Origin of the sequence: Halomonas sp. Ps84H-12, from assembly GCF_024124725.1 — a bacterium.
GTDB lineage: Bacteria > Pseudomonadota > Gammaproteobacteria > Pseudomonadales > Halomonadaceae > Vreelandella > Vreelandella aquamarina.
Genome location: NZ_JAMXSJ010000007.1, coordinates 110,132 through 125,226, shown reverse-complemented (window position 1 = coordinate 125,226; position 15,095 = coordinate 110,132). Strand labels below are relative to the sequence as shown.

15 protein-coding genes are annotated in these 15,095 nt (G+C 54.6%); 8 read left to right on the top strand and 7 right to left on the bottom strand.

Going from position 1 to position 15,095, the window contains the following annotated elements:
* The 4 genes from NH344_RS05600 to gloB form a co-directional block, all read right to left on the bottom strand.
* On the bottom strand, window positions 1-1,074 hold the full coding sequence (locus NH344_RS05600) for a microcin C ABC transporter permease YejB (RefSeq protein WP_228219105.1): 1,074 nt from the start codon (window positions 1,072-1,074) through the stop codon (window positions 1-3).
* Window positions 1,075-1,154: 80 nt separating this feature from the next.
* A complete protein-coding gene (locus NH344_RS05595; protein ID WP_044629152.1) occupies window positions 1,155-3,026 on the bottom strand; it encodes an extracellular solute-binding protein in 1,872 nt (623 codons plus the stop codon).
* A gap of 92 nt (window positions 3,027-3,118) precedes the next feature.
* Complete coding sequence (locus tag NH344_RS05590; protein ID WP_253027616.1) at window positions 3,119-4,345, bottom strand: transglycosylase SLT domain-containing protein; 1,227 nt, start codon at window positions 4,343-4,345, stop codon at window positions 3,119-3,121.
* 30 nt (window positions 4,346-4,375) lie between these two features.
* The gene (gloB, locus tag NH344_RS05585; protein WP_054641122.1) at window positions 4,376-5,143 is read right to left on the bottom strand and encodes a hydroxyacylglutathione hydrolase; all 768 of its coding nucleotides are present in this window, start codon (window positions 5,141-5,143) and stop codon (window positions 4,376-4,378) included.
* 162 nt (window positions 5,144-5,305) lie between these two features.
* On the opposite strand from gloB, the gene NH344_RS05580 reads away from it, so the two are divergent.
* The 4 genes from NH344_RS05580 to nudC are packed head-to-tail and all read left to right on the top strand — an operon-like array spanning window position 5,306 to window position 8,081.
* Window positions 5,306-6,106: a methyltransferase domain-containing protein gene (locus NH344_RS05580; protein ID WP_253027615.1), complete on the top strand. Its 801-nt coding sequence runs from the start codon at window positions 5,306-5,308 to the stop codon at window positions 6,104-6,106.
* On the top strand, window positions 6,099-6,584 hold the full coding sequence (rnhA, locus tag NH344_RS05575) for a ribonuclease HI (protein ID WP_062361160.1): 486 nt from the start codon (window positions 6,099-6,101) through the stop codon (window positions 6,582-6,584). Before NH344_RS05580 ends, rnhA begins: the two co-directional genes overlap by 8 nt.
* Window positions 6,566-7,315: a DNA polymerase III subunit epsilon gene (dnaQ, locus tag NH344_RS05570; RefSeq protein ID WP_062361162.1), complete on the top strand. Its 750-nt coding sequence runs from the start codon at window positions 6,566-6,568 to the stop codon at window positions 7,313-7,315. Before rnhA ends, dnaQ begins: the two co-directional genes overlap by 19 nt.
* The gene (gene nudC, locus NH344_RS05565) at window positions 7,308-8,081 is read left to right on the top strand and encodes an NAD(+) diphosphatase (RefSeq protein ID WP_253027614.1); all 774 of its coding nucleotides are present in this window, start codon (window positions 7,308-7,310) and stop codon (window positions 8,079-8,081) included. Before dnaQ ends, nudC begins: the two co-directional genes overlap by 8 nt.
* Before the next feature lie 8 nt (window positions 8,082-8,089).
* On the opposite strand, the gene NH344_RS05560 is transcribed toward nudC, so the two are convergent.
* Window positions 8,090-8,401: an SCP2 sterol-binding domain-containing protein gene (locus tag NH344_RS05560; protein ID WP_054641124.1), complete on the bottom strand. Its 312-nt coding sequence runs from the start codon at window positions 8,399-8,401 to the stop codon at window positions 8,090-8,092.
* 170 nt (window positions 8,402-8,571) lie between these two features.
* On the opposite strand from NH344_RS05560, the gene sohB reads away from it, so the two are divergent.
* Entirely contained in the window at window positions 8,572-9,618 is a 1,047-nt protein-coding gene (sohB, locus tag NH344_RS05555; protein WP_253027613.1) for a protease SohB, read from the top strand.
* Window positions 9,619-9,666: 48 nt separating this feature from the next.
* Here sohB and NH344_RS05550 read toward each other — a convergent pair whose 3' ends face one another.
* Complete coding sequence (locus NH344_RS05550; RefSeq protein ID WP_044629143.1) at window positions 9,667-9,987, bottom strand: metalloregulator ArsR/SmtB family transcription factor; 321 nt, start codon at window positions 9,985-9,987, stop codon at window positions 9,667-9,669.
* Window positions 9,988-10,253: 266 nt separating this feature from the next.
* On the opposite strand from NH344_RS05550, the gene NH344_RS05545 reads away from it, so the two are divergent.
* From NH344_RS05545 to NH344_RS05535, 3 genes are all read left to right on the top strand, one after another.
* A complete protein-coding gene (locus NH344_RS05545; RefSeq protein ID WP_290443957.1) occupies window positions 10,254-12,206 on the top strand; it encodes a propionyl-CoA synthetase in 1,953 nt (650 codons plus the stop codon).
* Between the two features lie 165 nt (window positions 12,207-12,371).
* Window positions 12,372-13,040, top strand: coding sequence for a 7-cyano-7-deazaguanine/7-aminomethyl-7-deazaguanine transporter (locus NH344_RS05540; protein WP_074210571.1), 669 nt, complete (start codon window positions 12,372-12,374; stop codon window positions 13,038-13,040).
* Between the two features lie 16 nt (window positions 13,041-13,056).
* Complete coding sequence (locus NH344_RS05535) at window positions 13,057-13,860, top strand: alpha/beta fold hydrolase (protein ID WP_074210572.1); 804 nt, start codon at window positions 13,057-13,059, stop codon at window positions 13,858-13,860.
* 32 nt (window positions 13,861-13,892) lie between these two features.
* On the opposite strand, the gene NH344_RS05530 is transcribed toward NH344_RS05535, so the two are convergent.
* Complete coding sequence (locus NH344_RS05530) at window positions 13,893-15,050, bottom strand: ABC transporter substrate-binding protein (RefSeq protein WP_253027611.1); 1,158 nt, start codon at window positions 15,048-15,050, stop codon at window positions 13,893-13,895.
* Window positions 15,051-15,095: the final 45 nt, after the last annotated feature.

The window sequence follows — 15,095 nt, the reverse complement described above, 5'->3', positions numbered from 1 at the left end:
TTAAGACTCCCTCGACGCGAAATCGATACGCGGATCAACCCACACATAGGTTAAGTCCGAGATCAGTTTGAGCAGCAGCCCGATGACGGTATAGAGAAACAGCGTACCGAAGATTACCGGATAGTCACGCTGCATGACCGCTTCAAAGCCCAGCAGGCCCAGCCCATCCAGGGAGAAAATCACCTCGATCAGCAGCGCGCCGGTAAAGAAAATACCGATCATTGCCGAGGGCAGACCCGCGATAATAATTAGCATGGCATTGCGAAAGACGTGCCCATACAGCACGCGCTGCTCATCGGCGCCTTTGGCTCGGGCAGTGAGTACATACTGCTTATGGATTTCATCCAGAAAGCTATTTTTGGTTAGCATGGTGAGGGTGGCGAAGCTACCAATGGCCGCCGCGATAACCGGCAGGGTGATGTGCCAGAAGTAGTCTTTCACTTTGCCCCAAGCGGATAGCTCGGCAAAATCCGGCGAGGTCAGCCCGCGTAGCGGGAACCAGTCCAGGTAGGTGCCGCCAGCAAACAGTACGATTAGTAGAATGGCGAACAGAAAACCAGGAATCGCATACCCGACAATGACCAGCCCCGATGTCCATACGTCGAAGCGTGAACCGTGGCGCAGGGCTTTACGAATGCCTAACGGAATGGAAATCACATAGACCAGTAAGGTAGTCCACAGGCCGAGAGAAACCGAGACGGGCAGACGCTCGATCATGAGCTCGATCACCGGTCTATCACGAAAGAAGCTGGTGCCAAAATCGAAGGTTAGGTAGTCCGCCATCATACCGATGAAGCGTTCGTGGGCGGGTTTATCGAAACCAAACTGCTGCTCTAGCTGCTCGATGAAGCGTGGATCAATGCCCCGTGCGCCTCGCGAGTCATCATTGATCTGGACATCCGCACCGCCCATGTCCAGCCGCGTGCTGGCCATGGCGTTGGCACCTTCGAAGCGCGCCAGCATTTGATCGATCGGCCCGCCTGGGGCGGCTTGGACAATCATGAAGTTGAGCAGCATGATGCCGAACAGCGTCGGAATCATCAGTAGCAGTCGGCGTAAGGTGTAACGTGCCACAGCGCACTCCACGAAATGATGTAAACAGGCTATTGTTGTGAACGATTGTGATAAACGAAGGTCAGCCGCAACAACAAACGCTAGCGGCGACGATTACGTTGCTGCAGCGCTGCTTCACGTTCGCTATCTACCCACCAGGCATCTAAATCCATGGCGTAGGCGGGAAATGGTTCCGGGTAACCAAACTTATCCCATACCGCAATGCGTGTCTCGCCGGAGTGGTAGTGGGGGATCACATAAAAGCCCCAGCGCAGCACCCTATCAAGGGCGCGGGTAGCGGTATCCAGTGACTCGCGGTCTTCTGCCCGAATGATCTCTTCCACCAGGGCATCAACGGCGGGGTGGGCCAGTGCCATCCGATTGCGGCTTTGCGGCGCTTCGGCGGCGGCGCTGGTCCAGTAGTCCCGCTGTTCGTTACCGGGGTTATTGGATTGCGGGAAGTGGCTGATCACTATGTCGTAGTCATAATCCCGTACGCGGTTAAGGTACTGGTTGATATCGACAATGCGTAGGGACGTCTGGATACCCAAGCGCGCCATGTTCCGCAGCATGGGCTGCACAACGCGCTCTAAGCCTGAATCGTAAAGCAGTACCTCCAGCGAGAGTGGGCGGCCTTCGGCATTAACCAATACGCCATCATCGACGCGGTAACCCGCTTCACGCAGAAGCTCAAGCGCTAGCCTTAAGCGTTCACGAAGCTCCACCGGATGCTCAATGGGGAGTGGATCAGTGAAAAGCCGCTCTGACTGATGAGATGCCAGCAGCTCATCACGAAACGGTTCGAGCAACGCCAGTTCAGCCTCGGAGGGTTCGCCGATGGCTTCCATTTCCGAGTTTTGGAAGAAGCTCTCCGTGCGGGCGTAGGTGTTATAGAAAATATTGGTGTTTAACCAGGGGAAGTCGAACGTCAGGCTCAAGGCTTCACGCACCCGTGGGTCTTGAAATTTCTCTTCGCGGAGGTTGAAGACAAACGCCTGCATCATCGACGGGTTTACATCAGGAACGGTGATGCGCTTAATCAGGCCATCTCGGTAGGCGGGAAAGTTGTAGCCAATGGCCCAGGTGGCTGCGCGGGCATCAATACGGAAATCTGTTAACCCGGCTTTAAACGCCTCCCAGGCGATATCCCGGTCTCGATAGTATTCGTATACCACGTGGTCGATGTTGTAACGGCCGACGTTGACCGGCAGATCTTTGCCCCAGTAGTTCTCGTTGCGCTGGTACACAATGCGTCGCCCTGGGTCCACTTCGCTTATCCGGTAGGGGCCGGAACCTGGGTGTGCTTCCAGGGTTGGGGCGCTAAAGTCGCGGGGTTCCCAATAGTGGCGGGGAAGAATGGGTAGCTGGGCCACAATCAGCGGCAGCTCCCGAGACTCGGTATCGTTGAACTCGAAGCGTACCTGATGTTCGTTTATAGCGATGACTCGCTCAACGCCCGCATAATAGCTGGCATAAAAGGGGTTACCCTCTTCACGTAGCAAGTCAAAGGAGAATACTACGTCGTAGGCAGTGACCGGCTCGCCATCCTGAAAGCGGGCTTCCTCACGTAGGTCGAACTCAATCCAGCGGCGCTCAGGATCCAGGCGCACGCCTTTCGCTAGTAAGCCATAAAGGCTAAACGGCTCATTGGGGTTGCTGGCCAACAGTGTGTCATAAATTTGAGAAATGCCGGTGGCAGGCGTTCCGCGAATAATAAAAGGATTGGTGGAATCGAAGCTACCGCCTACGGCGGTGTGTGTAATGGAGCCGCCTTTAGGGGCTTGCGGATTAACGTGGGGAAAGTAGGCGAAATCTTCCGGCAATTCCGGGCTATCGTAAAGCGATAGCCCATGCACCGTTTCAACAGCGGTAGTGGTGGTGTCAACGGCCTCATCTGAAGCAGATAGCGACAAACTCAGCAGAAAGCCGCTTATTAGCAAAAGCGTTTTAGTGAACATCACACCACGTGGCATTGGCAACTTCCTGTAGTAACAAAACCTAGGTGAACACCTTGCAAAGCCTTAATTCTAAACTACTGATCTGATGCGTTAGTAGCCAAAGAGTATTAACGACCAGAGAGCGACAGCAGCTGTCCTGGCTGCAGCGCTTCCGGGCGCTCTATGGCATTCCACCTGATTAAGTCTTGCTGATCAAGATTATACTGCGCGGCAATGGCGGAAAGATTGTCGCCTCTTTCAACGCGGTGCACGGCAGGCGTGCTGGCTGAGGCCAGTGCGGTATTGTCTGACTGCGAAAGCTGAGCTAATACCTGCGTATCAACTTCTTCAGGCACGAGAAGCGTTTGTGCGCTGCGTGGGTCGAGACTGCCGTTTAGCAGGCCAGGGTTTAGCTCGGCCAGCGCGGACTGGCTGACATCCAACAACTGGGAGGCTTGGGCAAGGCTAACCGGCTGTTCCAGCTGTACCTTGGCAAAAGCAGGGTCTGGATGAATTTCCGGCAGGCTAACGCCGTACTTCTCTGGGTCGTTAATAATCGTTGCAATCGCCTTGAGTTTAGGTACGTACTGCATGGTTTCGTGGGGGAGGGAAAGATCCCAGTACTTACCATCCAACCCTTGGCTCTGTGCTTGGCGCTGAGCCCGGTTCACGGTACCGGCACCAGCATTGTAGGCTGCCAGTGATAGCATCAGGTCCCCTTCGTACCACTGGTCTGCCTGCATCTCTAGATAATCCAGAGCGGCTTCTGTCGAAGTCACTACATCCAAACGGCCATCATAGTTGCCGTTACGCACCAGCCCTAAGGCATCGCCGGTGCCTGGCATAAACTGCCACAGGCCAGCAGCACCTAAGTGACTGCGCGCACTGGGGTCGAACGAGCTTTCAACGAAAGGAATCAGGGCAATTTCGCCGGGCAGACCGCGGTCGCTGACCTGCTGCGCAATCCAGGCAAGCCAAGGGGTGGCGCGCTCGGTAATAGCCGCGATGTTATGCGGGCTGGAGCGGTAGTACTCAATCCACTCATCGACTCTAGCCTGAGCATCGGCAGGCAATTTTTTTTCCTGCCATTGGAAGCTTGAGCGTAGTGAGCTCCAGGCATCTTGGGGTTCAAGCACAAGGGCTTCCCAGAAGTGGTGATGCAACGCAGTAGGCTGAAAACGATTGGCATTTTTCTGGTTGCCATCGTCCATCGATGTGTCATTAGCAGTGGTATAGGTGCGGTTTGTGTCAGTGGCAGAGGCTTGAGAGTTTGCCGCAGCGGCCAGAAAAAGGCCCATTATTACGGTACTGCCAGCGCTTAACAGTAAGCGCTGGCGAATCGTTCGATAGGTCATAGTTTGGTTCGTTTCTATTCGATAGCGTTCTTAAAAACGGTTCTTCCACTCCCGTAGAGTGGTGAACGTGGCGAGGTCATCATCGTTTGCCCCCTGAGAGCCTGCCGCTTGGCGCACGCTATCGGTGCCCACGCGCAGGTAGGGGTTGATTTTCAGCTCGCGTCCTATCGTGCTGGGTAAAGTAGGCCGGTCTAACATCCGTGCCTTCTCACACTCCTGCAGTGCATGCGTAACAGCATCATTATCAGGGTCGGCAGCACGTGCAAACGTCAGGTTCGCCTGCGTGTATTCATGTGCTGCAAAGACCAGGGTATCTTCAGGTAGTTCCGCAAAGCGGTTCAATGAAGTAAACATCTGCTCTGGGGTGCCTTCAAACAAGCGTCCGCAACCGGCGCAAAATAGCGTGTCGCCGCAGAAAAGCAGGCCAGGAATACCCGGCGTAAAGTAGCTAATGTGATCAAGCGTATGGCCAGGAGTGGCCATAACTTCAAACAGGCGCCCCATAATGCGTACTTGGTCCCCTTCGCCCACTCGCTCATCAATTCCTTTGATGCTGGGGTTGTCAGGACCAATCACACGGGGTGAATAGCGCTTGGCTAGCGCATCTAGTCCGCCAGTGTGGTCCTGATGATGATGAGTAATCAGAATGGTATCCAGAGTGAGCGATTCACGCTCGAGGAACTCGATGACAGGCGCGGCTTCACCGGGGTCCACCACGCAAACACTTTGACTGGTATCCTGTCTTATTAGCCAAATATAGTTGTCGCTTAGGGCGGGAATCGGTGTCACGCTCATCATGGGCGAGATCCTTTGAAATTCGAAATAAGTAATCGGTGAAATAAAGTAATAGTAGTGACCGTAACTGGATAAGTGGACACTAAAATTCAATATTTAACTGGGCGCGAGTGTACTGGCGCCAACGTCGCTAAAAGTCAGTTACTTTGGAGGGAAGCGCTGTTCATGTCAAATTCGTCGATGGCACCGATGCTCGCTCAGCGGATGGCTCAGAGCCAGGCGTACTGGCAAACAGAGGCGGGCCGAGCTTTGTGGGAAACTCAACGAGCTTGTTTAGGGCCGCTGGTAGAGGGGCGCAAAGGCGGGCATAGCTTAGAGATGAGCATGGGACCTGCGTTAATGACGATGTCAGCCATTCCTCACATGATTCGCTGGGCACCCACTCGCGCCCTTGCTGTATCTTCATCAAGCCTAGTGTGCCCGCCAGGCCAGCTGGCACTGCCAGACCGCTGCATCGACACCATGGTGTTACACCACTGGCTAGAGCATGTCTCTGATGTCCACTATACCCTTCAAGAGGCTGCGCGGGTGACGGCAGATAACGGCGTTTTGGTGCTGTTTGGCTTTAATCCTATCAGCGTTAGTGGGATTACACAGCGCTGGCGTAAGAAACAGGCTCAGTTTCCATGGAACGGGCGATGGCGAAGCGCTAACCGGCTGCGCGACTGGCTGGCGTTTGTCGACTTTGAGGTGGAGCGCGTAGACTATTGCTGTTTTCGTGGCCTAGTGAACGCTAAGTGTGGCGAACCTTGGGAAGCTTGGGGGAGAAGGCACAACCTCCCTCTTGGTGAAGGCTACATGATCCAGGCGCAGCGGCGTCAACGTCACGCCCCCATTCAACGCGTTAAATTTGGCTTACGTGCGCCTGTGTCATCATCAACCCTAGGTGCGACTCGAACCGGCGCTTCGGCGCGCTACCAGTTATCAGAGCAATGTCGTCAAAAAAAGGACAGCGAGCGTGAGTAAGCAAGAAGCCGAGGGGCTGCCTCAGGTTACGGTGTATACCGACGGGGCGTGTCGAGGCAATCCTGGCCCAGGTGGCTGGGGGGTAGTGTTAGAAAGCGGCCCCCATCAAAAAACGTTGAAAGGCTATGAAGCCGAGACAACCAACAATCGCATGGAGTTAATGGCGGCGATCATGGCACTGCGCACCTTGAACAAGCCATGTTGTGTCGCGCTATGGACCGATTCGCAATATGTACGCCAGGGCATTACCCAGTGGATCCATAATTGGATTAAGCGCGGTTGGAAAACGGCGTCCAAGCAGCCCGTGAAAAATGCTGAGCTCTGGAAGACCCTCCACGAAGAAACCCAGCGGCATCAAGTAGAGTGGCACTGGGTAAAAGGGCACAGTGGTCATCCTGGTAATGAGCGTGCAGATGAGTTGGCTAATGAAGCCATCGATGAACACCAGAGGAGAGCGGCATGCGCCAAGTCATCCTAGATACGGAAACCACCGGCATTGACCCCAAAGATGGCCACCGACTGGTAGAGATCGGTGCCGTCGAGATGATTAATCGACGCTTTACCGGGCGCACCTATCACCAATACATCAACCCAGAGCGCCACATCGACGCGGAAGTGGTCGCGGTACATGGCATTGACGATGCCAAAGTGGCTAATGAACCGGTCTTTGCCGAGATCGCAGATGATTTCTGGGCGTTTATTGAAGGGGCCGAGCTGGTTATCCATAACGCGCCTTTTGATGTCGGCTTTATTGACCATGAGCTAGGCATGCTCAATAAGCGCCGCCAGGCACCCGCGTTAGGCCCGGTGCGAGATCACTGCCGTATTCTGGATACGCTAGTCATGGCACGGGAGATGCACCCAGGCCAGCGTAATAGCCTGGATGCGCTGTGTAAGCGCTACGACATCGATAATGGTCACCGGGTACTTCACGGTGCACTGTTGGATGCCGAGATTCTTGCTGATGTTTACCTAGCAATGACCGGCGGCCAAACGGCGCTAACGTTAGATGCAGAAAGTGGGGGTGACAAAAAACAGCAAAATCAGGCGAGCGAAGGGCTTTCAATACAGCGCCTCTCGCTAACCCCAGGCCAACTTCGGGTGGTGAGGCCAACTGCTGAAGAGCACGCCGCTCATCAAGCCAAATGCGAAGCGCACCAGTTGCGCTGGTTTCAAGAGCCGCTAGACGGTGCCTCTGCCGATGCTTAAACGTGAAATTCCTCATCATGCCAAAGAGGGGCGGGTCATCCGTGTCTCCCGTAGCCATATTGCGCCAGCGCCGCTCACGGGGGAATTAACGCCGTTACAGCCGTTGCAGCCCTGGAGCGAGCAGATGCAGCCACTATGCTATTGGCACGATGAACCCGTGGCGCTACTGGTAGAGAATAAGCCGGGCGATGACTGGATTGATGGACGTCAGTGGCTAAGTGAGCTACCCGCGTCATGGTTCAGCCTGCTCTCAACGGCCTTGCAGGTAGGCGCCTGGCTTGAGAACCATCGCTTCTGCGGCCGCTGCGGCGAAAAGGCCACCAAGCTTGAAGCAGAGTTTGCGATGCACTGTTATGCCTGCGGACATCGCAACTACCCGCGTATTTCGCCCTGTATCATCACCCTGGTAACCAGTGGTGAAGCAATGCTGCTTGCCCGTAGTCCGCGTTTTCCACCCGGGCGTTACTCTACGTTGGCTGGATTTATTGAGCCTGGAGAGTCGGCGGAAGAGGCCGTGCATCGAGAGATATTTGAAGAGGTGGGCGTGCATGTGGACCAACTGCGTTACCACCATAGTCAGGCGTGGCCTTTTCCGCATTCGCTGATGTTTGGCTTTTTTGCCGAAGCCACCACGCGGCGCATCAGAATTGATGGCGTGGAAATTAGCGACGCCGCGTGGTTTTCGCCGCGGCAGTTACCGTCGCTGCCGCCGCCTTACTCTATTTCGCGAGACTTGATCGAAACTCACTTGGCCAAGTGGCGCTAATGCTGGGCTTACTGGCTGGGAAACAGGCTAGTAAGCTTGGTTGCCAGCATCACGTTACCGGTGGCTTTCAGCTTGCCGGTCATAAAGGCTGTCATGCCGTTAATGTCACCGTTCATAATCCCTTTTAGTGTGTCGGTGCTCATGCTTAGACTGACCGACGGATCATCGTGTTCGCCTTCGTGTACCCCGAGTGTGCCGTCCTGAATATCCAGATAGTGGCTACCGGCGTCAGAAAAATGAAACTGGAAAACCTCGTTCATACCTTTTGCAGCCTCTGGGTTAAAGCGGGACTGCAACTTTTCAAGCGTAGTGGATGACATAGGTAAGTTCCTAAGCGTTAATGGGAAACATCAGGTAATGCCTAAGACGAGACTATTTCAAACATTTGTTTTAATCAAGCCTCGTGTGCAACGTATGTAGAGTATGCGTGCCAGATAGTAAAAAAAGGTAATTGTTTTAAACGTTTAAACACCGTAATAGGAGAGTGACAATGGCTGAATGGCTCGCAGAAATGGGCACATTCTTACTGCAAACAACCCTGGTAATGTTGGCGGCTGGCCTGCTGGTTTTACTGGTGCTGCGCGGTAAAGAGAGCAACGAGCATGGCCTAAAACTGCATGTTGAATCTCTGAATGATCAGCGCCGAGCGCGTAACCGGCGGTTACGTGTCACCACAACTGCCCAGGGGGCGCGTAAAAAGCTGGTTAAGGCGTTTCGCCACGAAGAGAAAGCTCGGCAAAAGGCGGCCAAGAAAGACAAGAGCGAGGCCCAAAACGCCCAAAAAGTATGGGTGCTGGATTTCCATGGCGATATTAAAGCCTCACAAGCCGAGCAATTCGCCCAAGAGGTATCGGCGGTGATTGAGGTGGCCAGCACTGATGATGAAGTCATTGTGCGTTTGGAATCAGCAGGTGGTCTGGTACACGCCTATGGCTTAGCCGCTGCTCAATTGGACCGGCTGCGAGAAGCGGGGCTTACCACCACGGTATGCATCGACAAAGTGGCCGCCAGCGGTGGATACATGATGGCCTGCACCGCCAGCCACATTAAAGCCGCGCCGTTTGCGGTGATTGGCTCTATTGGCGTGGTCGCCCAGGTGCCCAATATTCATCGCCTTCTCAAACGCAACGATATCGATGTTGAGCTACTTACTGCCGGTAAATATAAGCGCACGTTGACCGTACTTGGGGAAAACACCCAAGAAGGGCGTGAGAAATTTATCGATGACCTAGAAAACACTCACCGCCTATTTAAAACTTACGTGGCTAAGCATCGGCCCGATATGGATATTGAAAAACTTGCCACCGGAGAGATTTGGTACGGCAGTGAAGCATTAGAGCAGAAGCTGGTGGATAGTGTCGGAACCAGCGAGGCCTATTTAGTAGAGCGTATTGCTCAAGCGCAGGTTTATCGCGTGAAGCTAGAGCCGCCGAAAACCATCAGCCGCAAGGTCGGGCTAGCGGTATCGGCGGGCGTGGAGCATGCCATGGTGAAGGCTCTGGGCGTGATCGACGCGGCAGGCTGGCAGCGTCGTTAGATTCGCTTGAACAGCGAGTGCTAAGTAGCCAAGACTGAGTGCCCAATACTAGGCAGCATAGTGTTGCGCCAGGGTGTTAATAATTGCCTTGGCGCTTTCGCTGCTGAGTGAATAATAGATGGTTTGAGACTCCCGCCGCGTATTGACCAACTGGTCGCGACGCAAAATCGCCAAGTGCTGAGAAAGCGCCGACTGGCTCAATGAAAGCTGCTGATTAATTTGCGTTACCGACAGCTCTTTTTCTGCCAACAAACACAGGATCTGCAGGCGTTTTTCATTCGCCAACGCTTTGAGCAGGTTAGTGCCTGCTTCAATAGCATGACAGTTATGTTCCAGAAGACGTTCAGCGGCGCTAGTAGAAGCAGACATGAGGATCTCCTTGCCTACACTGTAGTGACAGCGTTGTTATAGATTATGTGGCCATCGTCGCGTCGCGAGGATTGGGTTGTTTAATGATCAGTAATTTAGCGGTTTTTGTCCAAATATGGGTTTAACGCTCTATCAATGGTAGTGAAGGCTTTTTTGTCGACAATGTCTGCGTTTGGCTACGGCTTTGGTCGCGTTTTATCCCATAGTATGAGGGTGAAATTGATGGTTACTTTATAAAGTGTCAACAATTCATCTTTGCTTCGAAGATGCTTATCAACCGACACAATAATCACAAGGTCACCATGAGCCTCTATCAGCGCACCTACCAGCACTCTATTGAGCATCCTGAGACTTTCTGGGCCGAGCAGGCCAAAAAGCTGCCTTGGTACACGCCGCCTAGCACCATCCTTACCTATGACGACCAGCAGCACGCTCGCTGGTTTGGCGATGGCGAACTGAATATTTGCTATGCCGCCATTGACTACCACGTTGAGCAAGGGCGCGGTGATCAACCCGCCATTTATTGGGACTCACCGGTTACTCAATCCAAGCAAACCATTAACTACCTTGAGCTACGCGACCGGGTGGCGCGGTTTGCTGGCGGTCTTGCCAAGCTGGGGGTAACCAAAGGCGACCGTGTCATTATTTATATGCCCATGGTGCCTGAGGCATTGATTGCCATGTACGCCTGCGCCCGTTTAGGCGCGGTGCACTCGGTAGTGTTTGGCGGCTTTGCGCCCCACGAGCTGGCAGCTCGCATTGAAGATGCCGAACCGAAAGTAGTGATTGCTGCTTCCTGTGGAGTCGAAGTTGATAAAGTGCTGCCCTATAAGCCCATTGTCGAAAAAGCTATCTCGCTGAGCAGCTTCAAGCCAGATGCTTGCGTGGTATTTCAGCGCGAAGCGCATCGTGCAGAGTTACAACCTGGCGATGTGGACTGGCACGAGCTGGTGGCAGATGCTCCCTTTGTGGATTGCGTACCCGTGAAAGCCACCGACCCGCTGTATGTGCTCTATACCTCCGGCACTACCGGTAAGCCCAAAGGAGTGGTGCGAGACACTGGCGGCTATGCGGTCGCCTTGGCCTATTCGATGGAAGTGATTTACGACCTTAATCCAGGCGATGTGATGTTTACCGCTTCGGATGTGGGCTGGGTAGTAGGGCACTCGTATATTGTTTACGCACCGCTACTGCGTGGCTGTACCACCGTGGTATACGAAGGTAAGCCCGTGAAAACACCAGACGCGGGTGCATTTTGGCGCTTGATTGAAGAGTACAAAGTGAAGAGCTTCTTTACAGCTCCCACAGCGTTCCGGGCGATGAAAAAAGAGGACCCTGACGCCAAGCAGTTGGAAAAGTACGATATCAGCAGCCTGCAGCACTTATATGTTGCTGGTGAGCGCTTAGATCCACCGACTTTTCATTGGTTGGATGACCTGTTCGATGTGCCAGTCATCGACCACTGGTGGCAAACTGAAACCGGCTGGCCGATTGCCGCCAACTTGCCGGGCATTGAAGCAGCGGCCACTAAAGCAGGCTCTGCTACTTACCCTGTGCCTGGTTTCAACGTGCAGATTTTGGACCGCGACGGCGAACAAGCGCCCGCCATGCAACAGGGCAGCGTCGTCATCAAGCAGCCGCTGCCGCCGGGGTGTTTGGTGGGTGTATGGCGTGATCCGCAGCGCTTTCACAGTGCCTACATGGCCGCTTACCCTGGCTATTACCTAACCGGCGACGGCGGCTACTTTGATGAGGAGGGCTACCTGTTCATCATGGGGCGCACCGATGATGTGATTAACGTAGCGGGTCATCGCCTTTCTACCGGTGAGATGGAAGAAGTAGTGGGCGCGCATCCGGCAGTGGCGGAATGTGCGGTAATCGGTATTCATGATGAACTAAAAGGGCAGCTACCAGTGGGGCTAGTGATTCCCAAAGATGGCTTTAACGGCGACGAAGCAACCTTGGAAGCAGAACTGATTGAGCGCATGCGTCAACATATCGGCCCCATCGCCTGTTTTAAGCAGGTGCTGGTAGTGAACCGGTTGCCCAAAACCCGCTCGGGCAAGATACTGCGCAAACTGCTGCGCAGTATCGCCGATGGAAAATCCTTCGGCATTCCCTCTACCATTGACGACCCCACCAGTTTGGAAGATGTACATGCCGCGATGCGTGAACGCAACGTGGGTGCTGCCGATCAAGCAACCTCCACCGATAGCTAAGCATCTTCTCTGCCACGCTCAAACCACGCACAAAGCCGCCCAACCCCATGGGCGGCTTTGTGCGTTTGCCGTGAGGAACGCGTATAATGCGCGGCCCAGTGGCGCTCAACGCGCTTTTTCGAGGGTTCCCTAACCCCTCTATCAACCAAAAAAAGGCCAATCTGTATGTTTGCTTTAACCGACGCTCAGCATCGCCGTTGCCTCATGGTAATGGTCGCCTTCCATATCGCCATCATTGCTGCCAGTAACTATCTGGTGCAGCTACCGTTTACGCTGTTTGGGTTTCATACCACCTGGGGTGCGTTCAGCTTTCCGTTTATCTTTCTAGCCACCGACTTAACGGTGCGCCTATTTGGTAAAGGGCCAGCCCGCACGATTATCCTACGCGTGATGTTTCCGGCGCTGTTGGTGTCTTACGTGGTGTCAGTGATCTTCCCACGCGGCAGCTTTGCCGGCATTGAGGCACTCGGCGAGTGGAACCTGTTTGTTGCCCGCATTGCAGTTGCCAGCTTCCTTGCTTACGTATTGGGGCAACTGCTCGATGTGCAGGTGTTTGACCGCCTGCGCCAGTGGGCGTGGTGGGTCGCACCTGTGTGCTCGACCATTGTGGGCAATCTTGCCGATACGTTTGCCTTCTTTGCCACCGCCTTCTATAACAGTCCTGACCCCTTTATGGCTCAGCACTGGGTAGAAATTGCTGCCGTTGACTACGCCATTAAGCTGGGCATTAGCCTGCTGTTCTTCCTGCCGCTCTATGGCCTGCTGCTCGCATGGCTAACGCGTCGTTTGGTGGTATGGACAGGGCAGGACGATGCTGCGCCGCGAACCGCTTAACCGATAAGGAAATAGCATGACCGACAATGTCCCCGTGGATCTTTACGCGATTGACCTGCCTGCTGACGCCGACGCGGATAGCCAGCCGCTGGTCGTGATTCATGGCTTGCTCGGCAGTGCCGATAATTGGCGCTCGCATTTGAAAGTGTGGCAGCGCAAGCGCCGGGTAGTGGCGGTGGACCTGCGAAACCACGGACGCTCCCCACACGCAGAAGGCATGAGCTATAGCGCCATGAGCCAGGATGTGTTGGCAGCGTTAGATAAGCTGGGTATTGAGCAAGCGCATATTTTAGGCCACTCCATGGGCGGCAAGGTAGCCATTACGCTGGCGCGCCAAGCGCCGCAGCGTTGCCTCTCGCTAATGGTGGCCGATATTGCCCCGGTGGCCTATCAGCACGGCCATGACGATGTGTTTGCTGCCCTGGAGCAAGTACGAAAAGGCAAGCCAACCAATCGCCGCGAAGCAGACGCCCTGCTAGCAGAGCACGTCGATTCGCGCCCTACGCGGCTGTTTTTGGCCACCAACCTCGTGCGCGATGAGCAGGGCATTATGGGCGTGCGGGTTGGCCTGGATGAAATCCAACGCGGCTACGAGGCCATTATCGGTGAGCCCGATGGTGATTCCCCGTTTGAAGGCGCGACGCTGGTACTGCGCGGTGCCAATTCCCACTACGTGAGCGACGATATGCTGCCAGCGCTGCGTGAAGTGCTGCCTCGGGCGCGGCTGGTCACCCTCAAAAACGCTGGCCACTGGCTGCATGCAGACCAGCCTGATGCGTTTCAGCAAGCGATCGACGCCTTTATAGCGGCGCAATCGTAATTACGGCGTGCGGGTTAGCGCTCCATCAGGGGTTAGCGCTCCATCAGTAAGTGGGGGTTCACCGCCAGCCGCGTGATGGGAATTGAATTTTCTGTGACTCCCGCACTCTGTAAGTAGCTTTCAAACGCCGCATAGCGCCGCTCGTCTAGTGCCGCAGGGCTTAACGCAACGCGGCGGAGCAGGTCATCCCACGCCTCTTGATTGATGGGGTTATCCAGTACGGGGTGTGTTGTGACCAGCAGCGTCCAGGCTTCTTCGGGGTGCTCAATCATCCAGTTGCTGGCCTCTTCCAGAGCGATCAGCACCCGCGACCAGGTGGTGGCCTGACGAGCAACGGAGTCGCTATTGGCTAATAGAATCAGCCCATCGTGGCGCGGGATATCGATGTCGCTGTAGCGCACGGTATGAGTGACGATACCATCGGAGGCGAGCTGCTGGGGTAGCGTATGAAAAAAACCATCCGCCACGGCGTCTACTCTGCTCGAACGTAGTGCATCGGCGGCATCAAAATGGACGCTTTCAGGCGCAACGAAGTCATCGACTTGGCGCACTGAACGGGGCAGAAGTTGTTCCACTAACACATCACGCCCCTCGCGGGTGGAATAACCGTAGTGTAAATCGGCTAGGGCGTCGGCAACCGCTGCGGGTGCTGGCGCTTCACCTGCCACGATCACTGCATTTAACGGTGTTTCTATCAGCGTGGCGATGCGTGTAATTGGCGCGCCATCGTGGGCATGTAAATGTAGCAGCGGCTGGCGGGTGAGCGCTAAATCAACTTCTCCGGCCGCCAGCAGCTTAATCGCAATGGATGGGTCGGCTGGGGTTAATAGCTCGATTTCAAGCCCTTGGGCAGCAAACAGGGCCCGCTCTTTCGCCACGATAAGGGCGGCATGCTGGGGGCTTAAGTACCAGTCTAGCATTAGTGTGAGCTGTTTCAGCGGCGGCGGGTCAAGAGGCGGCGGGGGAATCACCGCCATACTGGGCGCTTCTTCAGGCACTTCAGCTGCGCTGTTATCGCCTGCGGGCCACAGCCCTTCAGGAAGCGCTACATCGCTTTCTAAAGAAAGAGGGGCGTCGAGGTTTCCTGAATCACGCTCTTCGTTTGCGTAAGTTGCTGAAAATGAAAATAATAAAAAAAAGAACAATGAAAGTGCTAGAAATGAACGTTCACGCCAAAAAGCGTTCAACATAACCTCAACTCCCGATGGTAGGACGGCGGAGTTTAGCTGTCAGGC